The organism is Allobosea sp. GW823-FHT02B03 (assembly GCF_058797755.1).
Genome location: NZ_JBXAJY010000001.1, coordinates 338,603 through 361,975 on the forward strand (window position 1 = coordinate 338,603; position 23,373 = coordinate 361,975).

20 protein-coding genes are annotated in these 23,373 nt (G+C 67.7%); 5 read left to right on the forward strand and 15 right to left on the reverse strand.

Annotated elements, in window-relative coordinates; all coding sequences use genetic code 11:
• Nucleotides 1-14 precede the first annotated feature (14 nt).
• The 9 genes from AC1REK_RS01600 to AC1REK_RS01640 all read right to left on the reverse strand — a co-directional run bounded on the left by AC1REK_RS01600 (nucleotide 15) and on the right by AC1REK_RS01640 (nucleotide 11,214).
• A complete protein-coding gene (locus AC1REK_RS01600) occupies nucleotides 15-1,400 on the reverse strand; it encodes an FAD-binding oxidoreductase (RefSeq protein WP_492267424.1) in 1,386 nt (461 codons plus the stop codon).
• Between the two features lie 91 nt (nucleotides 1,401-1,491).
• Nucleotides 1,492-2,763 carry a Zn-dependent hydrolase gene (locus AC1REK_RS01605; RefSeq protein WP_492267423.1) on the reverse strand — a complete coding sequence of 424 codons (1,272 nt, stop codon included), beginning with the start codon at nucleotides 2,761-2,763 and terminating at the stop codon, nucleotides 1,492-1,494.
• Nucleotides 2,764-2,771: 8 nt separating this feature from the next.
• Nucleotides 2,772-4,313: an acetolactate synthase large subunit gene (locus AC1REK_RS01610; protein ID WP_492267422.1), complete on the reverse strand. Its 1,542-nt coding sequence runs from the start codon at nucleotides 4,311-4,313 to the stop codon at nucleotides 2,772-2,774.
• 113 nt (nucleotides 4,314-4,426) lie between these two features.
• A complete protein-coding gene (locus AC1REK_RS01615; protein ID WP_327523061.1) occupies nucleotides 4,427-5,434 on the reverse strand; it encodes a dimethylarginine dimethylaminohydrolase family protein in 1,008 nt (335 codons plus the stop codon).
• 47 nt (nucleotides 5,435-5,481) lie between these two features.
• Complete coding sequence (locus tag AC1REK_RS01620) at nucleotides 5,482-7,080, reverse strand: M20/M25/M40 family metallo-hydrolase (protein ID WP_492267421.1); 1,599 nt, start codon at nucleotides 7,078-7,080, stop codon at nucleotides 5,482-5,484.
• A gap of 21 nt (nucleotides 7,081-7,101) precedes the next feature.
• Nucleotides 7,102-7,896, reverse strand: a complete 795-nt coding sequence (locus tag AC1REK_RS01625; RefSeq protein WP_316018154.1) for an ABC transporter permease — start codon at nucleotides 7,894-7,896, stop codon at nucleotides 7,102-7,104.
• Nucleotides 7,897-7,900: 4 nt separating this feature from the next.
• Entirely contained in the window at nucleotides 7,901-8,782 is an 882-nt protein-coding gene (locus AC1REK_RS01630) for an ABC transporter permease (RefSeq protein WP_492267420.1), read from the reverse strand.
• 95 nt (nucleotides 8,783-8,877) lie between these two features.
• On the reverse strand, nucleotides 8,878-9,984 hold the full coding sequence (locus tag AC1REK_RS01635; protein ID WP_327523064.1) for an ABC transporter substrate-binding protein: 1,107 nt from the start codon (nucleotides 9,982-9,984) through the stop codon (nucleotides 8,878-8,880).
• 57 nt (nucleotides 9,985-10,041) lie between these two features.
• Nucleotides 10,042-11,214, reverse strand: coding sequence for an ABC transporter ATP-binding protein (locus AC1REK_RS01640; RefSeq protein WP_492267418.1), 1,173 nt, complete (start codon nucleotides 11,212-11,214; stop codon nucleotides 10,042-10,044).
• A gap of 74 nt (nucleotides 11,215-11,288) precedes the next feature.
• Between AC1REK_RS01640 and AC1REK_RS01645 the strand changes: the two genes are divergently transcribed.
• The gene (locus AC1REK_RS01645) at nucleotides 11,289-11,951 is read left to right on the forward strand and encodes a TetR/AcrR family transcriptional regulator (RefSeq protein WP_316018158.1); all 663 of its coding nucleotides are present in this window, start codon (nucleotides 11,289-11,291) and stop codon (nucleotides 11,949-11,951) included.
• On the opposite strand, the gene AC1REK_RS01650 is transcribed toward AC1REK_RS01645, so the two are convergent.
• Nucleotides 11,948-13,426: an NAD-dependent succinate-semialdehyde dehydrogenase gene (locus tag AC1REK_RS01650; RefSeq protein ID WP_492267417.1), complete on the reverse strand. Its 1,479-nt coding sequence runs from the start codon at nucleotides 13,424-13,426 to the stop codon at nucleotides 11,948-11,950. The two genes, AC1REK_RS01645 and AC1REK_RS01650, sit on opposite strands and share 4 nt — an antisense overlap.
• A gap of 4 nt (nucleotides 13,427-13,430) precedes the next feature.
• Complete coding sequence (locus tag AC1REK_RS01655) at nucleotides 13,431-14,711, reverse strand: 4-aminobutyrate--2-oxoglutarate transaminase (RefSeq protein ID WP_492267416.1); 1,281 nt, start codon at nucleotides 14,709-14,711, stop codon at nucleotides 13,431-13,433.
• A gap of 192 nt (nucleotides 14,712-14,903) precedes the next feature.
• Between AC1REK_RS01655 and AC1REK_RS01660 the strand changes: the two genes are divergently transcribed.
• The 3 genes from AC1REK_RS01660 to AC1REK_RS01670 all read left to right on the forward strand — a co-directional run bounded on the left by AC1REK_RS01660 (nucleotide 14,904) and on the right by AC1REK_RS01670 (nucleotide 17,043).
• On the forward strand, nucleotides 14,904-15,683 hold the full coding sequence (locus tag AC1REK_RS01660) for a cupin domain-containing protein (protein WP_492267415.1): 780 nt from the start codon (nucleotides 14,904-14,906) through the stop codon (nucleotides 15,681-15,683).
• Between the two features lie 392 nt (nucleotides 15,684-16,075).
• A complete protein-coding gene (locus AC1REK_RS01665; protein ID WP_316018241.1) occupies nucleotides 16,076-16,291 on the forward strand; it encodes a DUF1059 domain-containing protein in 216 nt (71 codons plus the stop codon).
• 227 nt (nucleotides 16,292-16,518) lie between these two features.
• The gene (locus AC1REK_RS01670; protein ID WP_492267414.1) at nucleotides 16,519-17,043 is read left to right on the forward strand and encodes a hypothetical protein; all 525 of its coding nucleotides are present in this window, start codon (nucleotides 16,519-16,521) and stop codon (nucleotides 17,041-17,043) included.
• Nucleotides 17,044-17,094: 51 nt separating this feature from the next.
• Here AC1REK_RS01670 and AC1REK_RS01675 read toward each other — a convergent pair whose 3' ends face one another.
• The 4 genes from AC1REK_RS01675 to AC1REK_RS01690 all read right to left on the reverse strand — a co-directional run bounded on the left by AC1REK_RS01675 (nucleotide 17,095) and on the right by AC1REK_RS01690 (nucleotide 22,717).
• On the reverse strand, nucleotides 17,095-17,652 hold the full coding sequence (locus tag AC1REK_RS01675) for a LysE family translocator (RefSeq protein ID WP_492267413.1): 558 nt from the start codon (nucleotides 17,650-17,652) through the stop codon (nucleotides 17,095-17,097).
• A gap of 139 nt (nucleotides 17,653-17,791) precedes the next feature.
• Complete coding sequence (locus AC1REK_RS01680; protein WP_492267412.1) at nucleotides 17,792-20,941, reverse strand: multidrug efflux RND transporter permease subunit; 3,150 nt, start codon at nucleotides 20,939-20,941, stop codon at nucleotides 17,792-17,794.
• Between the two features lie 5 nt (nucleotides 20,942-20,946).
• Nucleotides 20,947-22,137, reverse strand: coding sequence for an efflux RND transporter periplasmic adaptor subunit (locus tag AC1REK_RS01685; protein ID WP_327523071.1), 1,191 nt, complete (start codon nucleotides 22,135-22,137; stop codon nucleotides 20,947-20,949).
• 70 nt (nucleotides 22,138-22,207) lie between these two features.
• The gene (locus AC1REK_RS01690) at nucleotides 22,208-22,717 is read right to left on the reverse strand and encodes a TetR family transcriptional regulator (RefSeq protein WP_492267411.1); all 510 of its coding nucleotides are present in this window, start codon (nucleotides 22,715-22,717) and stop codon (nucleotides 22,208-22,210) included.
• Here AC1REK_RS01690 and AC1REK_RS01695 point away from each other — a divergent pair.
• Nucleotides 22,694-23,368, forward strand: coding sequence for a hypothetical protein (locus tag AC1REK_RS01695; protein ID WP_492267410.1), 675 nt, complete (start codon nucleotides 22,694-22,696; stop codon nucleotides 23,366-23,368). The genes AC1REK_RS01690 and AC1REK_RS01695 overlap by 24 nt on opposite strands.
• The last annotated feature ends 5 nt before the right edge of the window (nucleotides 23,369-23,373 follow it).

Consider the following 23,373-nt stretch of genomic DNA (forward strand, 5'->3'; position numbering starts at 1 on the left):
CGCTGGACGGGACATCATGCCAGGATGCGGCCGCGGTTCAGGATCCTCCCTGGGTCGAGCGCGTCCTTGAGCGTTCGCATCAAGGCGAGCTCGGAATCGGAGCGGCTGTAGCCGAGATAGGGGCGCTTCAGCACGCCGACGCCGTGTTCGGCCGAGATACTGCCCTCGACGTCCCGGACGGTGCGGTACACCACCTCGGCAAGTCCGTCGAAGCCCGTGCCTTCGGGCGGATGGATCGAGAGATGCAGATTGCTGTCGGCGAGGTGCCCGAACAGGATCAGTGTTGCGTCGGGCCTAGCCTCGGCGATCCGGGCGTGCAGGAGATCGACACCCTGCGCCATCGCCGCAAGCGGCACGCTGATGTCGAAATGCAGGCCGGTCGGCAGGTGCCGGTAGAACTCCGAACTCGCCTCGCGATAGGTCCAGAAGCGGGCGCGTTCCCGGCTCGATTGCGCGACGAGCACGTCTTCGAGCAGCCCTTCCTCGACGAGCGCGCCGAGCGCCTCCAGGAACAGCTCCGCATAGGCTTCGCCGGCGGGAAGCGCCGCCTCGACCAGCAGGGTGAGTGCTGGGCCCGATGTGAAGGGCGGCTGCAGCGCGGCATGGGCTGCCGTGGCGGCGAGATAGTCGCGCCACATCGCCTCGAAGGCGAGGAGGCCGCCCGGCAGCTTCGCCTCTAACCGGTCGAGTACCTGCAAGGCTTCAGCGACGCCCGCGACGGAACAGAGCGCGGTGTGGTGGCTCGGCACGGCCGGCTGCAGCGCCAGCAGGACACGCGTGACGACGCCGAGCGTGCCCTCGCTGCCGATCAGGAGCTGGGTCCAGTCGTAGCCGGCATTGTTCTTGATGACCTTGACGAGCGAGCTGACGATGCGGCCGTCCGGCAGCACCGCTTCGAGGCCGAGCACGTTGCGGCGGGTCATGCCATAACGTAGGACCTGCACGCCCCCGGCATTGGTCGCGACATTGCCGCCGATGGTGCAGCTGCCGCGCGCGCCGAGATCGACGCCGTAGAGGAGCCCGGCCTCGGCCGCCCGCTGCTGGATCGCCTCGAGCGCCGTGCCGGCGAGGGCGGTCATCGTCCGGCCGACGGGATCAAGCTCCTCGATGCCGTTCATGCGTTCGAGCGAGAGCGCGATCTCGCCTTCGACCGGATGCGCGCCGCCTGCGAGCCCGGTCAGGCCGCCCTGGACGACGACCGCCAGCGAGAAGCGATGGCAGATCGCTAGGGCCGCTGAAACCTCGGCCGTGCTGCGTGGCAGCAGCAGCGCCGCCGGGGCGCAAGGCGGCAACCCGGCGCTGTCGGCGCGGTTGCGCACGGGCACGGCGTCGCCGACGCGGATCTGCTCATCGCCGAGGGCGGTCCTGAGCGCCGCCAGCGCTTCCTGGGGCAGGCTCATGCCGCCGCGTTCTCGCAGCCGTGGCCGAAGTTGGCCGCGGCGTCGGCGGCCGGAACCCGGCGGCCGCCGATATCGAGCCGGCGCCAGGATTTCACGGGGTCGCTCCCGGTTTCGTCTCGGCGAGCCGGCGGTCGTAGTCGAGCACGGCCTGGAGCAGCACCTGCGCTCCGGCGCCGCAATCCTCGAAGGAGGCGTCCTCCGCCTCGTTGTGGCTGAGGCCCCCGGCACAGGGCACGAAGATCATCGCCGTCGGCGCGATGCGGGCGATATAGGCGGCATCGTGGCCGGCGCCGGAGACGATGTCGCGCATGCGGTAGCCGAGGCTGCCGGCGGCATCGCGCACCGAAGCGATGCAGCCGGGATCGAAGGGCACGGGCGGCGAGTCCCAGATCCGCGTCAGCGTGCCGGTGACGCCGTGTTCGGCGCAGATTGCCGCCAGAGCCTGCTCGATGGCAGCCTCGGTCCCGTCGAGCGCGCCGGCATCGGGATGGCGCAGGTCGACCGAGAGCGAGGCTGCGCCGGGAATGACGTTGCGGGAGCCGGGATGGACCGCGATCGTTCCGACGGTGGCGACGGCCCCGGGGCAGGCGCGGGCGGCAGCCTGCACGGCCAGCACCAGCGCGGCCGCGGCGGGGAGGGCGTCCCGGCGCATCGCCATCGGCGTCGAGCCGGCATGCGACTCTCGGCCGGTGATCTCGACATCGTACCAGCGCATGCCCTGGACGCCGGTGACGACACCGATCGTATCGCCCTCGGCCTCGAGGATCGGCCCCTGCTCGATATGGAGCTCGAACATGGCGCCGATCGGCGTCGTTCCGATCCCGACCTCGCCACGATAGGAGATCGCCTCGATCGCCTCGGCGAAGCTCACGCCCTCACCATCCTTGCGCGTATCGGCATAGGTCCGGTCGAACACGCCGGCATGGACGCCGGAGCCGAGCATGGCGGGCGCGAAGCGCGAGCCTTCCTCGTTCGTCCAGTTGGCCAGCATGACCGGCGCATGGGTCTCATAGTCGGCGGCGTGCAGGGTCCGCAGGCATTCGAGCCCGGCGAGCACGCCGAGCACACCGTCGAACTTGCCACCGGTCGGCTGCGTGTCGAGATGGCTGCCCATGGCGATTGGTGGCAGCGCGTTGTTCCGGCCCGGCCTGATCGCGAACATGTTGCCGACCTCGTCGACATGCACGCTGCAGCCGAGGCTCTCGCATTCGGCCCGGAACCAGTCCCGGACGCGGCGATCTTCCTCGCCCAGCGTCAGGCGCCGGATGCCGCCCTTGGCGGTTCCGCCGATCCGGGCGGTCTCCATGAGATCGCTCCAGAGACGCCTTGCATCGATGCTCAGATTGTTCGCGCGCTTCGTCATGACGTTTCTCAGCAGGGGACTTCGATCAGGAACGGCCCCGGCTGGCGGAAGCTGATTCCGACGAGTTCGATCAGGCGCTCGACGCTGTCCGCGCGGGCGGCTTCCACGCCCATGCCGCCGGCGAGCTTGACCCAGTCGAGATCGGGGCGGCGCAGGTCGAGCATGTCGAGCGCCGTCCGTCCTGGGTTCAGCGCGCCGACATTGAACAGCTCGGTCTCGAGGCTCTGATACGCCCGGTTCGCGAAGATGATGTTGGTGACATTGAGATTCTCGCGTGCCTGCGTCCACAGCGCCTGCAAGGTGTACATGCCGCTGCCATCGGCCTGCAGCGCTACCGTGCGCCGCTCCGGGCAGGCCACGGCAGCGCCGGTCGCCAGCGGCAGGCCGATGCCGATCGAGCCACCGGTCAGCTGCAGCCAGTCATGCGCGGGAGCGCCGGCCGTGTGCCGGTAGCAGAAGCCCGCGGCATTGATGCTCTCGTCGATGAGGATCGCGTCCTCCGGCATCAATGCGCCGACGACGGCGGCGGCGGCCTCGGCGGTGAGCGCCCCCGAGGGAAGGTCCGGACGGGCCAGCGCCTGCAGGACCGGCGGTGCGCCGGCACCGATCAGGTCGGCGAGGCGTTCGAGCGCGTCTTCGAGATCGTCCTCCGGCGCGGCGAGGCGGTGGATGGCGCATTCGGGCGGCAGCACGAGGCTCGGCTTGCCGGGATAGGCGAAGAAGGCCACCGGCTCCTGCGCACCGACCAGGACGACGCGGCGCACTTCGCTGAGTTGCGCGAGCGAGTCCGCGACCGGGTAGAAGACCCGCTCGAGCACGACGCGCCCGGCGCCGCGTGCGATGCGGGCATTGGAGGTCGGCGCCATCAGGCGCGCACCATGGGTTTGCGCGATCCGGCTGGCGAGCTCCAGCGGGCGGGCGCGCAAGGCGCGGCCGCCGACCAGCAGCAAAGTCGGCTCGCCGGATCGCAGAGCGGCGGCGGCGTCCTTCAGTGCCTCGTCCGAGACCTTCGGCCGTGCCGGCAAGGGCAGGCGCGGCGCCGGGCCGTCGGCATCGTTCCAGGCGGTGTCGGCCGGCAGGATCAAGGTCGCGACCCGGCCGGCGCCCGAAAGCGCCGCGGCTACCGCTTCGGCGCCGTCGCGTGCGACCGCGCGGGCATCCTTCGAGGTCCTGACCCAGTCTGACATCGGCCGGGCCACGCCTTCGACATCGGAGGTCAGGGGCGCGTCGTAGACGGCGTGGTGCGTGGCATGATCGCCGACGATGTTGACGATCGGGGTATTGGCCTTGCGGGCGTTGTGGAGATTGGCGAGTGCATTGCCGAGGCCGGGCCCGAGATGCAGCAGGGTGGCGGCCGGCTTGTCGGCCATCCGGGCATAGCCGTCGGCTGCGCCGGAGACGACGCCCTCGAACAGCCCGAGCACGCAGCGCATGCCGGGGACGCGGTCGAGCGCCGCGACGAAGTGCATTTCAGACGTGCCCGGATTGGCGAAACACGTATCGATCCCGCTGGCGATCAGCGTCCTGACCAGGCTTTCCGCGCCGTTCATGCCCTCTTGTCCCGCCTTGTCCTGCCGGAGGAATGTGAGGGCCGGGCGTGAGCCCGGCCCGCGGAGCCCGTTCCGATCAGATGGATTCAATCTGATCGGATCCGGCTCTGATGTCAGAGCGGATCGCGAACGAGCGGCGAGGTCGAGCAGTGAATGCCGCCGCCGCCGAGCGCAACCTTGTCGTACTCTACGACGCGGACGGAGATGCCCGCCTTGTCGAACTTCGCCTGCGTGCGCTCGGAGAGGCCGCCGGCCATGATCACCCGGCCCGGGCGCACCGCAAGGCAGTTGATCACCCAGTTGCCGTCATCCGGGCAGACCTCGATCTGGCGGATGCCGAGCTGCTTCAGCCGCTCGAGGAACCAGAAGGGCAGCAGCGTCGGATTCACGAACGCGGTCTCGGCGTCGACCATCACGAACATGCCGTCGATGTGCAGGCGATAGCCGGTGAGCTCGACCCGCAGCAATTCGACCCCGTGGACACGCAGCACTTCCTCGAGCTGGCGGGCGCCTTCCTCGTTGACGCGGCTCGAAAGGCCGACGACGGCGACCTTCGGCGTGATGAAGGCGAAGCTGCCGCCTTCCATCAGGCCGGTGCCGCCGATGGTCCGCAGGATCGGCATGCCGAGCTTGCCGAGGGTGCGCGTGACCGGCAGTTCCTCGCCACGGCGGATCGGCGGGCCGAGACGGGTGACGATGGCGCCGCCATCGATGGCGATGACGCTGTCGCGGGTGTAGACGGACTTCATCTTGCCGGGCGCGCATTCGTCGAGGAAGACGACCTCGGCACCTTCCTCGCGCAGCGCGGCGACGAGCTTGTCATGCTGGGCCTGCTGGGCCGGAAGGTCGGGGATCGAGTCGCCGCGCCAGTACCAGCCTTTCTCCGGGTCACCGAAGGCGCCGATGTCGGGGATGCGCTTGGTGGGATCGACGACGTTGAGCTCCGGGCCGGGGCGGTGCATTAGCACCTTGCGGATCTGGCCGACATCGTTGTTGCAGCCCCAGCGCTGCCCCCAGACTTCGACCTGCTCGGACTCGGCCTCGAAGGCCGGCTCGGCCCGCGAGGCGAAGGTCTTGATGAGCATGTTGTAGCGGTATTCGTGTTCCGAAATGATCGACATGGTCTTCTCCTGAATCCGATGCTGAACTGATCTCTCGCAGCCGGGTCTCAGCCGGCAGCGGTCGGAATGGTCCATTCGTCGCCACGGGCGGTGGTGACGTATTCCGGCCAGCGATAATTGACGGGGGCCTCGAAATCGGCCGGCAGAAGCGGCGCGACCCATTTCTCGCCGCCGATGCCGCCGCCGGTGCGATCCTTGAACTCCGCCTGCGCGGCGGCGAGGCTGGTGCCGTCGGTCAGGAGGTCGACGATGGTGGTGGCGATGACCTTGGCGGCCGTGCTCCACATCGGGTCGATGCAGGCCGGCATGCCGCCCATGGCGTAGCGGGTCCACTCCGGATAGCGGTAGCCGGGCGGCGCCTTGAGGGTCGGGCGGCCGACATAGAGCCGCACCGTCGGCGCGTGCCACGTGTAGTCGACATAGTCGTCGGCAGCGAGGTTCTTCTGCCAGGACGGCAGTTGCGCACGGAAGGCCTCCTCGCCCTCCCAGGGCGCCGTCAGGCGCTGGATCTCGGGCATGAACGGGTCGTCCATCGGCTCCAGGCCGAGATTGCGCTGGATCTCACGGCCGAAGGCGCGCGCGTCCTCGCCCCATTGCGGCGCGCCGATCGCGGCGAAGTTGCGCCAGGCCGCCTGCGCCATCGCGTGGTTCGGCAGGCCGGCGCGGGTGCGGGTGATCCAGGCGGGGCTGACCGTGCAGTGGCTCATCGCGGCGCAATGCTCGGCATTGCGGTCGAGCACCGCGAAGACGCGCTCGCACATGTCGAGCGTCGGGGCGCGCAGGGAGTACTGGATCTGGGCGAGGCCGGGCGCGAGATTGTCCGCGGCCGCATAGCCCGCCTGGATGATGTGCTCGTTGAGCGTCCAGCTGCCGTGATGCGGCAGCATCGACTCCTTCATGTACTTGGACGAGGTGTACATCAGGCAGACCGCGTCGATCGCGCCCGGGGCGCGCGCGGTCGAGTGGCTGTGGGTCACGCCGGCGAAGGCGCCGGTCTGCTGCCAGGTCTCCGGGTTCGGGCACTCGAAGGTGTAGACGCGGCTCCAGTAGGGCGCGCTGTGGGTATCCCAGAAGCAGCTGTTCGCCAGCGCCGGGAACGAGTGCGGGTGGAAGCTGATCGCCGCGTCGAGATCGTTGTAGTAGCCCTTCGCAGCGTGCACCGGCTTCGAGCCGCACATCTTCTCGGCCGGCTCGCCGAAGAACTTGATGCGCCCCTTGATGCCGTGCTTCTCCATGGCGTGCTTGGCGGCGAGGAAACCGGCGAACGCGCCGATGCCGAGCGCCGAGTGCGGGTCGGTATGGCCGGCGGCGTGGCGGCTCACGCCCTCGCGCGGCTTGCGGAAGGGCACGGCCTCCTGGGAGGTGCCGGGCACGGCGTCGTACTCGGCATAGCCGCCGATGGTCGGACCCTCGCCATTGGACCATTCGGCGCAGAACGCCGTCGGCATCCCGCCGGAGCCTTCCTCGACGGTGAAGCCCTCGGCGCGCAGCCGCTCGACATACCAGGCGGCGGAGCGGTACTCGCGCCAGGACGGCTCGTGCAGGTCCCAGATCGTCATATGGTCGGCGGAGAGACGCTCTGCGTTCTCTTCCAGCCAGGCGAGGGCGCTCTGCTTGTCGGCGCCAAAACCGCTGATGTCGGACATGGTTCTGCCTTTTCGGATGGTTCAGTTCCCGCGCCGGGAGCGCACATAGGCGTCCGCGCACAGAAGGCTCACGGTGACGGCGATGAGGACCGCCGCGACGGCGGCCATGGTGGGATCGAGCGCCTCGTTGATGCCGTCCCACATGCGGCGCGGCAGGGTGAAGACGGCGCGACCGGCGATGAAGAGGGCGAGGACGAGCTCATCCCAGCTATGGATGAAGGCGAAGATCAGCCCCGAGACGACGCCGGGCATGATGTTCGGGATGATCACCAGGCGCAGCGTCTGGCTCATGCTGGCGCCGAGGCTGAGCGAGGCCTGTTCGAGGCGCGGATCGAAGCCGGCGAGCGCGGTCGAAACCGTGATCACCACATAGGGGACACCCGTCACCGCATGGGCGATGATCAGGCCGGTGTAGGTGTCGAGCAGGCGCAGGTCGATCCAGAACTGGTAGATGCCGAGCGCGTAGACGATGGTCGGCACCATGATCGGCACCAGCATCAGCATGCGGACGAAGTCGCTGGCGCGGTTGCCGAGGCGCCAGCAGCCGATGGCGCAGAGCGTGCCGGCGACGACGGCCACCGCCGTCGAGACGCAGGCGATGATGAAGCTCTGCAGGATGCTGGTCAGCCAGGGACCGCTGCTGAACAGGTTGCGGTAGTACTGGAACGAGACCTCCGACTCCGGCAGCGAGAGATAGTGCCGGTCGGTCACCGAAACGGCGAAGACCACGGTGATCGGAAGGACGAGGAAGCAGATGATCAGCCACGCCAGCGAGCGTGTCATGATCGAGATGTTGCCGAAGCCGTTTGCGGTCATGGTCTCAGCCCGCCCCGAAGAGTTTGCGCAGATTGACCAGCCGGCTCAGCGCCGCGAGCAGCACGCCGATGACGATCAGCAGCACCGCGGCGAGCATGCTGGCGACGCCCCAGCGCACGACCTCGAGGATCTGGACCTTGATGTATTCGGCGATCATCAGCGTCTTGCCGCCGCCGAGCAGGGCCGGGGTGACGAAGAAGCCGAGCGAGAAGATGAAGACCAGGATGCTCGCGCCGACGACGCCGGGCAAGGAAAGCGGCAGGAACACTCGCCAGAAGGCTTCGAACCGCGAGGCGCCGAGGCCGCGGGCGGCGGCGATGCAGCGCTGGTCGATGTCCCGCATGTTCGAGAAGATCGGCAGGATGCCGAGCGGCAGCATGTAGTGCACCATGCCGATCATGACGCCGGTCTCGTTCCAGATCAGGCTCAGCGGGGAGTCGGTGACGCCCGTCGCCATCAGCGCCGAGTTGATCAGCCCCTCGCGGCGCAGCAGTACGAACCAGGCGAAGGCGCGCACCAGCACGGAGATCCAGAGCGGCACGAGCACGCCGAGGAACATCCAGCGCTGGACATTGGGCGAGGCGTGCACGAGCGCATAGGCGACGACATAGGCCAGCAGCAGCGTGAACATCGTCGTCAGCACGCTGATGCGGGCCGTGGTCCAGAGCATGCGCTGGATCGAGGCGCTGCTGGCGAGCAACTCGTAATTGTCGAGGCCCGGAGCCGGCACGGTGACGCTCATCCAGAGCACGCGGCCGATCGGGTAGATGTAGAAGACCCCCATCAGGAGGAGAGCCGGCGCGATCAGCAGCCAATAGCGCGTCGCAGGCGACGCGAAGAGGCTGAGACCGGCCCGGCTGCGCGCTGAGTCGGCAGGAGCAGTCATCACATGTCCGATCGGGGTGGGAAAGCGCCCTCGGGCGCGGTCATGCCCCCTTTGGGGAGGGCATGACCCGTCGTGCGTCGCGAGACGCCGAGCCGTTACGAGGAGATCAGATCCAGGAAGCTCTGGAAGGTCTTCGAATGGTTGGCCTTGTACCAATCGGCGTTGATCTTGGCCTGGACCGCGGCGTTGGCGGCGTCCGACGGGTTCTTCTTCTTCAGCTCCGCCGGCACGAGCGCGTCGGCGGCGGGGTTCGACGGGCCGTTGCCCATCGCCGCCAGGAGCTTCACCTGGCCTTCCGGCTGCTGCATCGAGGCGATGGCGCGCATCGCTTCCTTGCCGGCCGGGTTGCCCTTGGGCACGACCCAGAGGCCGGGCTGGAGCAGGCCGTCCTTGAAGGTGTAGGTGACGCGGCCCTGCGTCTCGTCGGCCAGCACATTGGCGCGGGTGTGCCAGAGCAGGCCCATCACGCATTCGCCGTCGCGCATCAGGCTCTGGCTCTCCGAGCCGCTGTTCCAGAACAGCAGGTCCTTCTTGATCGTCGCGATCTTGGCGAAGGCACGCTTGACGTCGAGCGGGTAGAGCTTGTCCTTCGGCACGCCGTCGGCCAGCAGCGCGAATTCGAGCATGGCCTGCGAGTCCTTGCGCATCATGCGCCGGCCCGGATACTTCTTGGTGTCGAAGAAGTCGGCCAGCGTCGGCTCGCCGGAAATCTTGCTCTTGTCCCAGGCGAGGACCGAGCTGAACATGTAGTTCACCACGCCTTCGTCATAGGCAAAGGTGGGATCCAGCTTGGTCTTGTCGACGATCGAGTAATCGATCTTTTCCAGCGCGCCATGCGGGCCGAGCTCGGCAAGGGTCGTGATGCCGGCGTCGCAGATGTCCCAGGTGACGTGGCGCGACTGGACCATGGTGAGGATCTTGCCGTTGAGCGCGCCGCTGCCGTCGAGCACGATCTTGCCGCCCTGGGCGGCGAACGGCTTCACATAGGCCTCGTCGAAGGCCTTCATCGCGACGCCGCCGAAATTGACCAGCACCACTTCCTTGCCGGCCTGGGCCCGCGCGGCGCCACCGCCCAGCGCGAGCGCCGCAGGCGCGATGCCGAGCGCGAGCGCACTGCGGATCAGGTCGCGACGGGTCTGACCGCCGCCGAGTTCGGCCGCGAGGGCCCTGCAATCTTCCGCGAAGCTCTGCTTTTCCATCATGATCCCCTGTTCTTGTTGATGATGAAGATGAGGCTTTCCGGTCGCCTGGCTCGGCCGTCAGGCCTCCTGGACTTCCATCCCCGCCCGCGCGCTCCAGCCCAGCTCGAGGGATTGCCCGACTTCCGGAGCCGCGCCCGCATTCCAGGCCGGCAGCGAGACGCTGATCGGGCCGCAGCCCGCGGTTTCGACGAGGATGCGGAACTCCGAACCAAAGTAGTTCCACTCGCTGACGACGCCGCTCAGCCGGTTGTCGCTTTCGGTGCCAGGGGCGACGATGGAGAGCTTTTCCGGCCGCAGCGCGACCGTGACGTTCGAGCCGATGCCCGGTTTGGCATCGCGTGCCTTCTGCACGAAGCGCACGCCATCCCCGGAGAAGACGAAGCCGTCCCCGACATGAGACTCGACCTTGCCGCGCACGAAATTGCTCTTGCCGAGGAAGTCGGCGACGAAAGCCGTCCGGGGCCGGTCGTAGAGCTCGCCCGGCGTGCCCTGCTCGACCAGTCGCCCGTCGCTCATCACGACGATGCGGTCCGACATGGACAGCGCCTCGTCCTGATCATGCGTGACATAGATGAAGCTGAGCCCGACCTGGCGGTGCAGGCGTTTCAGCTCCTCCTGGAGTTCGGCGCGCAGCTTCTTGTCGAGCGCGCTCAAGGGCTCGTCGAGCAGGAGCAGGTGAGGGGTGAAGACGAGCGCACGGGCAAGCGCCACACGCTGCTGCTGCCCGCCCGAGAGCTGGCGCGGCAGGCGCTCGCTCTGGGTCGTCAGCTTGACCAGATCCAGTGCCGCCTTGACCTTTTCCTCGATCTCGGCGCGCGGGCGCCGGCGGACCTTCAGGGGAAAGGCCACATTGTCGAAGACCGACAGATGCGGGAACAAGGCATAGCCCTGAAAGACCATGCCGAAATTGCGGCGTTCCGGCGGCAGGTGCGTAATCGGCTGCCTGTCGAGGTGGATGCTACCTTGGTCGGGTTGCACGAACCCGGCAATCATCATCAACAAGGTGGTCTTTCCGGAGCCGGAAGGACCAAGCATCGTAAGAAATTCGCCGCCCTTGATGTCGATGGACACGTCTTTGACAGCTTTGAATGTGCCGAATGTCTTCGAAACACCAGATATCGACAGGTCGTGACCTGGAATCATTGCCGTCATTGTCAAGGCAGCCCCTCTGTTATATTTATTTCGACCTTGGCTGTCTGGTCGAGTGATTACAGAGCTTAGCCACGTCAAAATCAGAGTCAACTATAAAAAAAGAGCCAACTCTAATTTTTTGAGGTAAGCTCGGGCATCGGCAGGAGGACGTTTTGGCCAGCAAGGTGATCGGACTGAGAGAGCGCAACCGGCAGCACCGCGTCGGGCTCATTCTGGGCGCAGCCTCTCGCCTGTTCGCGCAGAGCGGCTATGACAGCACGCGTATCGAGGAGATCGCAGAGGCGGCGGAGGTCGCGCCGGCGACGGTCTATAACTACTTCACGAACAAGGCGAACATCCTCACCGCGCTGGCTGCGCGGCATGTCTACAGCTCTTGGGCCGAGCGCAGCGCTTATGTTCAGAACCCGCCGAGCGACCCCGTGGAGGCCGTGCAGGGCTTCGAGCGCCTGCTCGCCGACCAGGCGATGCGCACGCTCGGCCGGGAATGCTGGCGGGTCATCCTGGCCGCACCCTATCTCCAGCCCGGCAGCCGCCTCCACCGCGCCGGAATCATCTTTGGCTGGCTGATCGAGCGCCATTACCGGCGCATGCTGCGAACCTTCCAGGAGCGCGGCCAGCTCGATGCCGATGTCGACATCAGGGCGCTCGCCGAACTGATCACCGCGATCGGGACTTATCATTTCGGCCGCCGCGTCTCGGACGAGAACATGACGCTCGACACGCTGAAGCAGGACATCGAGAAACATGTCCTGATGACCTTTCTCGGCGTCATGCCCAGACAGGCGCGCCCGGAGGCTCCGGGCGCGCTGCCTTAGACGCTGAGGCAGAGGTATTTGATCTCGAGATAGTCCTCGATGCCGTATTTCGAGCCTTCGCGGCCGAGGCCCGATTGCTTGATGCCGCCGAAGGGCGCGACTTCGGTCGAGATCAGCCCGGTGTTGATCCCGACCATGCCGTATTCCAGCGCCTCTGCGACGCGGAAGATCTTCGAGACGTCGCGCGAGTAGAGATAGGAGGCGAGGCCGAACTCGGTGTTGTTGGCCATCGCCACCACCTCGGCGACGGTCTCGAAACGGAAGAGCGGCGCGACCGGGCCGAAGGTCTCCTCGCGCGCGACCTTCATCGCCGCGGTGGCGCCGGTCAGCACGGTCGGCTCGAAATAGAGGCCGCCGCGCTGGTCGCGTCTGCCGCCGGTCAGCACCTGCGCGCCTTTGGCGGTCGCGTCGGCGATATGCTCCTCCACCTTTGCCAGCGCCTTGTCCGAGATGAGCGGGCCGGCGAGCGCGCCCGCCTCGAAACCGTCGCCGACCTTGATCTGTCCGACCCGCTCGGCAAGCTTCTGCGCGAAGGCGTCGTAGACTCCGGCCTGGACGTAGAGGCGGTTGGCGCAGACGCAGGTCTGGCCGTTGTTGCGGTATTTCGAGACGATCGCCCCTTCGACCGCGGCGTCGAGATCGGCATCGTCGAAGACGATGAAGGGGGCATTGCCGCCGAGTTCGAGCCCGAGCTTGAGCACCTGGTCGGCGCCCTGCCGCATCAGGATCTTGCCGACATTGGTCGAGCCGGTGAAGGTCAGCTTGCGGATCTTCGGGTTCTCGCAGAACTCGCGGCCGACGGAGACGGAATCGGTCGAAGGCAGCACGCTGAAGAGCCCGGCGGGCAGTCCGGCACGTTCGGCGAGAACGGCGAGGGCGAGCGCCGAGAGCGGGGTTTCCGACGCCGGCTTGGCCAACATGGCGCAGCCGGCGGCCAGGGCCGGCGCCAGCTTTCGCGCCAGCATCGCGTTGGGAAAGTTCCACGGCGTGATCGCCGCCACCACGCCGACGGGCTGCTTGACGACGATGATCCGCTTGTCGGGCTGGTGCCCGGGGATGGTGTCGCCATAGACGCGCTTGGCCTCCTCGCCGAACCATTCGACATAGGAGGCGCCGTAGAGGACCTCGCCCTTGGCCTCGGCCAGCGGCTTGCCCATCTCGGCGGTGAGGATCGCCGCGAGGTCGTCCGCATTGGCGACCATCAGGTCGAACAGCCGGCGCAGGATCGCCGCCCTGTCCTTGCCGGTGCGGGCCGCCCAGTCCTTCTGCGCCTCCTGCGCGGCGTCGATGGCGGCGGCAGCCTCAGAGCGGTTCAGGTCCGGCAATGTCGCCAGGACCTCGCCCGTCGAGGGATTGGTGACCTCGAAGGTCCGGCCCGTCGCCGCGGAGGCGACGGGCCGGCCGGCGATGAAGCCGCTTTCGACGACGAGCGAGGTGTCCTTCAGCCGCGCGAGGAGGCTTGCTGCGATCGCCATCGCCTCAGGCCTCCGCTGCGCATTCGCGCAGGCTGTCCTCGAGGATGTCGAGCGCCTCGGAGAAGATCTCGTCGCTGATGGTCAGCGGCGAGAGGAAGCGGATCACATTGCCGTAGACGCCGCAGTTCAGCAGGATCAGGCCCTTTTCCAGCGCCCGGGCGCGGACACGGTTGGTGAAATCGGGAGCGGGCGTCTTCGTGCCCGGCAGGGCGAACTCGACGGCGTTCATGAAGCCGGGGCCGCGGATGTCGGCGATCTGCGGTATGTCCGGCGTCAGCGACTGCAGGCGCTGCTTCAGGCGGGCGCCGAGTTGCTCGGCGCGTGCGCAAAGCCCCTCATCGGCGATGACGTCGAGCACGGCATGGGCCGCGGCGATGCCGATCGGGTTGCCGCCATAGGTTCCGCCGAGGCCACCGGCACCGGGAGCGTCCATGATCTCCGCGCGGCCGGTCACGGCCGCGATCGGAAAGCCGCCGCCGAGGCCCTTGGCCATGGTGGTGATGTCGGCAACCACGCCGGCGCGCTCCATGGCGAACATCCGGCCGGTCCGGGCGAAGCCGGTCTGAACCTCGTCGGCGATCAGCAGGATGCCATGCTGGTCGGCGAGCGCCCGCAGGGCCGTCATGAAGGCGCGCGGCGCCTCGTAGAACCCGCCTTCGCCCTGGATCGGCTCGATGATGAACGCCGCGACGCGGGACGGATCGACATCGGCCTTGAACAGCCGGTCGAGCGCGGCCAGCGAAACCTCCGCGGTGACGCCATGCAGCTCGACCGGGAAGGGGATGTGGTAGACCTCCGGCATCATCGGGCCGAAGCCGACCTTGTAGGGCGCCACCTTGCCGGTCATCGACATGCCCATGAAGGTCCGGCCGTGGAAGCCGCCGGCGAAGGCGATCACGGCCGAGCGGCCGGTGGCTGCGCGGGCGATCTTGACCGCGTTCTCGGTCGCCTCGGCACCGGTGGTGACGAAGATGGTCTTCTTGGCGAAGTCGCCCGGCACGGCCTCGTTCAGCCGCTCGGCCAGCCCGACATAGTTCTCATAGGGCACGACCTGATGGCAGGTGTGGGTGAAGCGTTCGAGCTGCTCCTTCACCGCCGCGATGACCCGCGGATGGCGGTGGCCGGTGTTCACCACGGCGATGCCGGCGGAGAAGTCGATGTAGCGCTTGCCCTCGGTGTCCCAAAGCTCGGCGTTCTCCGCGCGGTCGGCATAGATCTGGGTCGCGACGCCGACGCCGCGGGAGACGGCTGCAACCCTGCGGGCTTCGATGGCGGAATTGGACATTGCTTGCTCCCCTCGGATGGCCGCGCCTGCGCCGGCAACTCTTGGAGGAATTTCTTGCAGTTTTTCTGCAAGAAGACAAGATGGCCGCGGGACGCTTTCCGCCATAGGTTCTCGCCCGATCGCCGTGACGATCGGCGCAGCCCGGGACCGGATGTGGAGCCTGTTCGATTTCGCATTACCGAGGCCGCCCGCATGGCGGGGGTTTCGGCCTCTACCTTGCGGCTCTGGGAGGCGCAGGGGCTGATCGAACCGATCCGGACCGCGTCGGGACAGCGGCTCTACAGCCGCGAGCAGCTCGACCGCCTGCAGGAGATTGCCTGGCTGCGGCGCGAGAAGGGGCTCAACCCGCCGGCGATCGCCGATCGCATGGGCCGTGAGGACGCATCCGAGGCGCCAGCCGGAGCGGCCGCTGACGTGTCAGCGCGGGAAGTGCCGGTCGGGATGAAGATGCGGCGGCTGCGCCAGGCGGCGCATGAGACGCTGGAGGATGTCGCCCAGGCTACGGCGATCCCGGTCTCGGTGCTCTCGACCTTCGAGCGGACCTCGGTCGGCCTGTCCTTCAAGGCCCTGCATGAGCTCGCCCGTCACTTCGGGACGACGGTGGCGGCGATCAGCGGCCAGGAGGATCATGACGGGCGCGAATCCCTGGTGCGCGCCGGCGCCTGGGCGACATGGCCGCCCACCTCGCCCGGCGTCACCGTGCAGGCGCTTGCGCGGGGCCAGACCCTGATGGAATGCCATCGCTTCCAGCTCGCCCCCGGAGCCTCGAGCGAGGGCACCTACGAGCACGAGGGCGAGGAGTTCCTGCACATTCTCTCGGGAAGCCTCGAGATCGTTCTCGACGGAGACAAGTTCTTCCTGCTCGAAGCCGGCGACAGCTTCTATTTCGAGAGCCGCCGCCCGCATGCCTGGCGCAATGCCAGCGAACAGGAGACGGTGGTCGTCTGGATCAACACGCCGTCGAGCTTCTAGGCCGTGAAGCTCCGCTGGAGTCTCGCCTCTGTCGCCACATGCTGGTCGCCGCGGCAACCGCACCGATTGCAGGAAAGCAACCGAGTCGCGTGGCGCGAGATCACCTTGGCAAGCTGATGCAAGATGGCTTCGTCGAGCGGCTGCGCCGTCATGTCCTGGCGCTGGACGCCTCATCCCGAACAGGTTCGCGGCCTGGATCCGCAAGGGGCGAGAACGAGCATCGTGGCCGGTGCTGCCCCCGATCGATAGCGGGCCGGCATCACGAGCCTCCAACGACGCAGGAGAGGCAGGACGCCTTTCAGGAGCTGCCGGATAGGCTACAATGCGACCGGGCGCCTTCATCGCGACGAGGCGATGGAGGGAGCTCGATGCCTTCCACAGGGGAGGACGCCATGGGACGCAAGTTCATCGACTGCCGCGCATTCCCGAGTGAGATGAAGTGCTCGATCGCGATCAGCGCCGATTCTGAGAAGGAGCTGCTGGAGGCCGCCGTCCAGCATGCCGTCGCAGTGCATGGTCACAAGGACAGCCCCGAACTGAGAGGCCAGCTGCTAGGAGTCATCAAGGATGGCATGCCGAGCGAGACGGCGCCTGGCCGCGCCGCCTGACGCTCTGGACCCTCGGACGGCCGCTATCCTCCACGGCTCCGGACATGACATCGCTTCACGCTTTGCGTTCGCCTGGTGCCATAACCCGGCGGGGGCGGGGCCGTGTGGCTGACAGCGGTCAGCTCTGCTCCAAGCGCCCCCACGAAGCCCGCGGCCATGGGCCGGCGGTTGCCAGCGTGGGCGCGCCGCCGGATAGTACGCCTCCCGGTAGGCGAGGAGGTGATGTGATGACATTGTCGATCAAGACCGAGAATTCCCTGCTCAAACAGGACGAGATCGCCTTCGTCGCAGGGACGCATTACCCGGCCATCGTCGATGCCGACGACAAGGCGCTCGCGGAAATGCGCAAACGAATCCGCGACCTGCAGGAGAAGGAGCGCACATTCGTTCGGCAGATGCGCCGCAGTATTCGCGGCAAGGCAGATGCGCGCGGCGCGAGCTTTCCGGGCGAGGTCGAGCGCCCCTCCCGCCGCAAGCAGGTCTGGGCGCAGGCCGCCAAGCGGCTCAACCGGGAGACGGCGCGCCGCCGGGCGATCGCCGCCCATGAGGAGATGAAGGAGGCCGCCCGCCGGGCGCTCGCGCTCAAGGCTGACGGCAAGGCCAAGGCCCGCCCTGCCGACAAGACCGCGAGTGACGGCATGATCGCGATCGAGAGTCGCAAGCGCCGCTTCAGCGTCAACCGCGCCAAGGTTGGCAGCGTCTCGCAGGCCGGCAAGCGCGCCCAGGCCAGGCGGGACGCGAAAGGCGCGTAGGCGCCGTCAGGACAGGACGGCGCCGGGTTTCGACCGGCGCCGCTCGGTTTCTCACTGCGCCGCGCTGACGGCGGCTGCGACGGCAAAGCCGCAGACGATCATCGCTGCCATCCGGTAGGAATGTCGCCGCAGGCTTACCGGCAGGCTCGCGCCGAGCAGCGTCCAGCCGAAGCCGGCGGCGATCGAGAGCGCGACGAAGGCGAATAGGCCGAGCACCGGCTGCCCCGGCAGCAGCGACGGGATCGAGAGCGTCCCGACCAGCATCGCCTTCGGGTTGAGCAGGGTCGTGACGAGCACCCGCGCAAAGGCGCCGGAGCGTGCCGGCATCTCGGGAACGACCGGCAAGGACCAAAGTTTTCGCGCCGACAGCAGCAACCAGATGGCGGCGACCGCCTTCATCAACGGCAAAGCCTGCGGAACATCCCCGAGCAGGTTTGCGAGCGAGAGAAAGAAGCCGATGGCGAACGCATAGCCCAGCGCCTCGGCCAGCGGCAGCAACCTCGCCTGGCGCAGCCCCATCGCCGCGCCGGAGGCGGCGAGGATGGTGTTGGTCGGTCCCGGCGTGAGCAGGATCGCCGCGGATGTCAGCAGGAAGGTCGTGAGCTGCAAGGGGCGCCTCGGGATAGCGGTCGCCATCGGCTACCCCAGGACCACCCTTGGCACTTTGACTTGCCGCAAGCCGGTCCGGCTTTCCTTCGGAAATCAGAGCGAGGGCCCGGCCGCCGCGCGCGGAAGCCGGGCCGGTCGTTCAGTCTTCTGCGGCCATCGCGACCTGTGCCGGCTCCGGCTTCGGCTCGGGCTTTGCTTCCTTGGGCGCGAACAGCTTCATGATGAACACGAAGAAGGCCGGCACGAAGAAGATCGCGAGCACGGTCGCCGAGATCATGCCGCCGAGCACGCCGGTGCCGATGGCGTTCTGGCTCGCCGCACTGGCGCCCGACGCGATCGCCAGCGGAACCACGCCGAGCGTGAAGGCCAGCGAGGTCATCAGGATCGGCCGGAAGCGCAGATGCGCCGCCTCGATCGTCGCTTCCCGCAGCGGCTTGCCCTCGGCGTGCAGGTCCTTGGCGAACTCGATGATCAGGATCGCGTTCTTGGCCGAGAGACCGATGATCGCGATCAGCCCGACGAGGAAGTAGACGTCGTTGGGCATGCCGCGCAGCGTCACCGCCGCCACCGAGCCGATCACGCCCAGCGGCACGACCATCATCACCGAGAGCGGGATCGACCAGCTCTCATAGAGCGCCGCCAGCAGCAGGAAGACCAGGAGGATGCTGAGCCCGATCAGCAGCGGCGCCTGCGAGCCCGACTGGATCTCCTGCAGCGACTGGCCGGTCCACTCATAGCCGAAGCCGGACGGCAGCTCGCGCGCCAGCCGTTCCATCTCGGCGATGGCGGCGCCGGACGAATAGCCCGGGGCGGCCTGGCCGGCGATGCGCACCGCCGGATAGCCGTTGTAGCCGACCACCTGGGATGGGCCCTTCGACCATTCGATGCTGGCGAAGGAGGAGAACGGCACCATGCCGCCATGGGCGTTGCGGACGTTCAGGCGCAGCAGGTCGGCGGTCTGCATGCGCTGGCCTTCATCGGCCTGGACCGTGACCCGCTGCATGCGGCCGGCATTGGGGAAGTCGTTGACATAGGACGAGCCGAGATTGGCCGAGATCGTCGCATTGATGTCGGCGAAGGCGACGCCGAAGGTGTTCGCCTTCTCGCGATCGATGATGAGGTTGACCTGGGCGGCGTCGGCGAGCCCCTCGACGCGCAGGCCGGCGAGCACCGGGCTCTGCGAAGCGGCGGCGAGCAACTGCGCGCGTGCCGCCGAGAGCGCCTCCTGCCCGAGACCGGCGCGGTCCTGCAGGCGGAAGGTGAAGCCGCTGGAGTTGCCGAGGCCCTGGATCGGCGGCGGCGACAGCGCGAAGGTCTGCGCGTCCTTGATGCCGAACATCTTGCCGTTCATCCGCGCCGAGATGGCGGTGGCGGAATCGTTCGGGCCGCGCTCGCTCCAGTCCTTCAGGGTGATGAAGGCGAGCGCCGCGTTCTCGCCGGCGCCGGCGAAGCTGTAGCCGGAGATGCCGACCATGCGCGAGACGGCCGGCTCGGCGAGCGCGATCTTCTCGATCTGCTGGAGCACGTCGAGCGTCCGGTTGGCGCTGGCCTCCGGCGGAGCCTGCACGTCGACCAGGAGATAGCCCTGATCCTCGTTCGGCAGGAAGGCGGAAGGCAGGCGCATGAATGACCAGCCGAGGCCGACGAGCAGCGCGAGATAGATCACCATATAGCGTCCGGTGCGACGCGTGATCCCGCCGACGATGCCGCTATAGCCGTGCGACATCCGGTCGAAATTGCGGTTGAACCAGCCGAAGAAGCCCTTCTTCTCCGCGTGATGGCCCTTCGCGATCGGCTTCAGGAAGGTCGCGCAGAGCGCCGGCGTCAGCGTCAGGGCGAGGAAGCCCGAGAACAGGATCGAGACGACCATGGTCAGGCTGAACTGCTGGTAGATGATGCCGACCGCGCCGGGGAAGAACGCCATCGGCACGAACACCGCCGTCAGCACCAGCGTGATGCCGATGATCGCGCCGGTGATCTGGGTCATCGCCTTGCGGGTCGCCTCCTTCGGCGAAAGCCCTTCCTCGGCCATGATCCGCTCGACGTTCTCGACCACCACGATGGCGTCGTCGACCAGGATGCCGATCGCCAGCACCATCGCGAACATGGTCAGCACGTTGATCGAGAAGCCGGCCGCGAACATCACCGCGCAGGTGCCGAGCAGCGCCACCGGAACGACGAGCGTCGGGATCACCGTGTAGCGGAAGTTCTGCAGGAACAGGAACATCACCACGAAGACCAGGGCCATCGCCTCGAGCAGCGTGTTCAGCACCTTCTGGATCGAGACCTCGACGAAGGGCGAGGTGTCGTAGGGGATGTCGTATTTCAGCCCGGCCGGGAAGAAGCGGGCGAGCTCCTCCATCTTGGCCTGCACGCCCTGCGAGGTCGCGAGTGCGTTGCCCGTCGGCGAGAGCTGGACGCCGATGGCGGCGCTCGGCTGGCCGTTGAGGCGCGTCGAGAAGTTGTAGGATTCGCCGCCGACCTCGATCCGGGCGACGTCCCGCAGGCGCACGGACGAGCCGTCGAGATTGGCGCGCAGCACGATCGAGCCGAACTGCTCGGGCGAGGTCAGCTGGCCCTTGACCAGCACTGTCGCGGAGAGCTGCTGGTTGATCGGGTTCGGCTGGGCACCGATGCGGCCGGCCGCGACCTGCGCGTTCTGGGCGCGCACCGCGGCGATGACGTCGGCCGAGGTCAGGCCAAGGCCGAGCATCTTCTCCGGGTCCATCCAGATCCGCATCGAGCGTTGGGTGGCGAAGAGCTGGGCGCTGCCGACGCCGGAAATGCGCCGGATCTCGCCGAGCACGTTGCGGTTGAGATAGTCGCCGAGGCCGATCGCATCGACCTTGCCGTCGGGCGAGGTCAGGGTCACCAGCATCAGGAAGCCGGTGCCGGCCTGCTCGACGCGCATGCCCTGCTGCACCACGGTCTGCGGCAGGCGCGGCTCGACCCGGCTGATCCGGTTCTGCACTTCGACCTGGGCTTCGCCGATCTTGGTGCCGGGCGCGAAGGTGACGGTCAGGTTGATCCGGCCGTTCGCCTCCGAGGTCGACTCGAAATAGAGCAGGCCCGGGACGCCGTTGAGCTCCTCTTCGACCGGGCGCGTGACGCTCTGGTAGATGTCCTCCGGCGAGGCGCCGGGATAGTTGGTGCTGATCGTGATCTGCGGCGGCGCGACGTTCGGATACTGCGCGATCGGCAGCATCGGAATGGTGATGACGCCGGCGAGCATGATGAAGATCGCGACGACCCAGGCGAAGATCGGGCGGTCGATGAAGAAACTCGGCATTGCGTTCAGCCCTGCTTCTCGGTGGCGGGGGCAGGGTCGGCGGCGGCCGGCTTCCAGGGCGCGCCGGTGAACTTGGCGCCGGGGCGGATCTTCTGGAAGCCTTCGACGACGACCTGATCGCCGGGCTTCAGCCCGTCATCGATCACCTGGAGGTTGTCGACCGTGCGCCCGGTCCTGACCGGACGCAGCTCGAGCGTGCCGTCGGCCTGCAGGACATAGAGCTGTCCCTGGCCGGCGCCGTCGCGCTGGATCGCCTGCAGCGGCACGGCCAGCACGTTGTTCTGCACGCCCTGCTCGAGGACGACGCGGACATACATGCCCGGCAGCAGGTCGCCGTCAGGGTTGGGGAACTGGCCGCGCAACGTCACCTGTCCAGTCGTCACGTCGACCGTGGCCTCGGAGAACAGCAGCTGGCCGCGGTGCTTGTAAGTGGCGCCATTGTCGAACAGCAGCTGGACATTGGCGGCGCCCGGATTGGGGCCGGTCAGCGCGCCGAGCTTGAGCGCCTGCCGCAGGGCGAGCAATTCGCCGGCTGACTGGGTGAAGTCGGCATAGACCGGGTCGAGCTGCTGGATCGTCGCCAGGATATCGGCGGCGCCGGTGCCGACAAGGGCGCCTTCGGTGATCAGGGCGCGCCCGATCCGGCCGCTGATCGGCGCCCGAACCTCGGAATACTGGAGATCGAGCTGCGCTGCGTCGAGACCGGCGCGGGCGGCGGCGACATCGGCCTCGGCCTGGGCCAATTGCGCGACCGCCGTCTCCTGCTGCTGGGTGCTGGCGACCTTGCGATCGAGCAGCTCGACGATCCGGTCAGAGTGCTGGCGGGCCTGAAGCTGGCTCGCCTCGGCGCGCTTCAGCGCCGCTTCGGCGCTGGCGACCCGCACACGGAACGGCGCCGGGTCGATCCGGTAGAGCACGTCGCCCTGCTTGACCATGGTGCCTTGCTGGAAGACGCGCTCGACGACGATGCCCGAGACGCGCGGGCGCACTTCGGCGATCCGCGTCGGCGCGATGCGGCCCGGCAGGTTGTTGGTCACGGGCAGCGTCTGCGGCTCGGCGGTGATTACGCCGACGGCGACAGGCGGGCGCTGCGCACCGGCGCCCTGCGCCGGCTTCTTCTCTTCGGAGCAGGCGGCGGTCAGCAGAAGCACGCCGAGCAGGAGGCCGCGGCCGAGATGCGAGATCGGAAAGGTCATGCGGAAAATCCGGAGGGGACGGTGCAAAAGGAGAGGGCGGAGTTCGGGCCGGCTGCGGCAGGTCCGCCAGCTAGGCGGTCGGCAGGCCTGGGGACTGGTCGACCAGCCAGCCGATATCGGCGACGAGGCGCGCGCGCTCTTCTGCCGACCAGCAATGCAGCTCGAACCATTCCATCAACATCAGCCCCTGAGCGGCGAGGAAGGCGAGCATCGCGCCGCGCGGATGAGTGGACTGCTCGGCGATTTCGGAGACCTGCACGCGGTTGATCTGCTGGATCGGTTCGCGCAGCTCGGCATCCTGGGCCAGCGCCGCGCACAGGTTGAACGCCACGGCGCGTTCCTCGTCGGAGCGGAGGCGCGAGGCGGAGGCGAGACGCCCGCGTATCAGCGCATCGGGCTCGCCCGCGAGCGCATCGACGAAGGTCTGGATATAGGCGGTCTCGACGGCGACGCGCCGCTCGATCACCGCGCGGATCAGGGCGCGCTTGGTCTTGTAGTCGTAGAGCACGCTGGCCTTGCTGATCCCGGCCTCGGCCGCGACGGCCTCCAGCGTGAGATGCACCGCGCCGTCACGGCTCACCACTTTTTCGGCGGCGTCGAGGACGGCTTCCCGGTCGATGGTGCGATGGCGGCCCATATATCCTCATTGAAAATATCCGACCGGTTGGATATAAATTCTCTTGCGCTATGTCAAGCCACCCGGCCCAGCGATGGGGCATCCTCGGCGATCGCGGCGGCGCCAGGGCGCGCTACGAAATGCGTACGTGGAAGGAGCAGGATCCTGCGGACGGCCTATTTTCACGATCTCGAGAACGACATCCTCCTCGCCGAGGAGGGCGGCGTCCTGACCGTCAGCCAGAATGGCCGGTCCTATCTGGCCTTGCGCTGGAGAATGACCGAGGAGGTCGTGGCCGTCGTCCAGACCGCCATCCGCTTCGGCCTGTCGAAGCTCTGGCAGGACGGTCACCCAAAGGGCCGGCAAAGCTCGCACATCAGCTTTTCGTGCACCCATGAGCCGGCCTCATGGGTGTTCGCCCTCGGGCTCGAGGCGTGCCCGCCACGCCTGCAGAAGATCACCTTCAACAAGCGCTTCCTGCCGATCTTCGAGACCAGCCACCTGGAATGGAGCAGCCGGAAGAGCGGCGGGCACATTCTCGTACCGCCCGGCAGCCTCGCCGAGGTGCTCGGCCTTCTTCGCGCGGGTGTGACGCGTTCGGCGGCTCCAGAGTAGCGCGC

What these genes read in the sequence shown, in the direction of transcription:
- AC1REK_RS01600 (WP_492267424.1), bottom strand. Translation starts at nt 1,400, where the DNA reads ATGAGCCTGCCCCAGGAAGCGCTGGCGGCGCTCAGGACCGCCCTCGGC.
- AC1REK_RS01605 (WP_492267423.1), bottom strand. Translation starts at nt 2,763, where the DNA reads ATGACGAAGCGCGCGAACAATCTGAGCATCGATGCAAGGCGTCTCTGG.
- AC1REK_RS01610 (WP_492267422.1), bottom strand. Translation starts at nt 4,313, where the DNA reads ATGAACGGCGCGGAAAGCCTGGTCAGGACGCTGATCGCCAGCGGGATC.
- AC1REK_RS01615 (WP_327523061.1), bottom strand. Translation starts at nt 5,434, where the DNA reads ATGTCGATCATTTCGGAACACGAATACCGCTACAACATGCTCATCAAG.
- AC1REK_RS01620 (WP_492267421.1), bottom strand. Translation starts at nt 7,080, where the DNA reads ATGTCCGACATCAGCGGTTTTGGCGCCGACAAGCAGAGCGCCCTCGCC.
- AC1REK_RS01625 (WP_316018154.1), bottom strand. Translation starts at nt 7,896, where the DNA reads ATGACCGCAAACGGCTTCGGCAACATCTCGATCATGACACGCTCGCTG.
- AC1REK_RS01630 (WP_492267420.1), bottom strand. Translation starts at nt 8,782, where the DNA reads ATGACTGCTCCTGCCGACTCAGCGCGCAGCCGGGCCGGTCTCAGCCTC.
- AC1REK_RS01635 (WP_327523064.1), bottom strand. Translation starts at nt 9,984, where the DNA reads ATGATGGAAAAGCAGAGCTTCGCGGAAGATTGCAGGGCCCTCGCGGCC.
- AC1REK_RS01650 (WP_492267417.1), bottom strand. Translation starts at nt 13,426, where the DNA reads ATGGCGATCGCAGCAAGCCTCCTCGCGCGGCTGAAGGACACCTCGCTC.
- AC1REK_RS01655 (WP_492267416.1), bottom strand. Translation starts at nt 14,711, where the DNA reads ATGTCCAATTCCGCCATCGAAGCCCGCAGGGTTGCAGCCGTCTCCCGC.
- AC1REK_RS01660 (WP_492267415.1), top strand. Translation starts at nt 14,904, where the DNA reads ATGGCGGGGGTTTCGGCCTCTACCTTGCGGCTCTGGGAGGCGCAGGGG.
- AC1REK_RS01665 (WP_316018241.1), top strand. Translation starts at nt 16,076, where the DNA reads ATGGGACGCAAGTTCATCGACTGCCGCGCATTCCCGAGTGAGATGAAG.
- AC1REK_RS01670 (WP_492267414.1), top strand. Translation starts at nt 16,519, where the DNA reads ATGACATTGTCGATCAAGACCGAGAATTCCCTGCTCAAACAGGACGAG.
- AC1REK_RS01680 (WP_492267412.1), bottom strand. Translation starts at nt 20,941, where the DNA reads ATGCCGAGTTTCTTCATCGACCGCCCGATCTTCGCCTGGGTCGTCGCG.
- AC1REK_RS01685 (WP_327523071.1), bottom strand. Translation starts at nt 22,137, where the DNA reads ATGACCTTTCCGATCTCGCATCTCGGCCGCGGCCTCCTGCTCGGCGTG.
- AC1REK_RS01695 (WP_492267410.1), top strand. Translation starts at nt 22,694, where the DNA reads ATGCACCGCGCCGTCACGGCTCACCACTTTTTCGGCGGCGTCGAGGAC.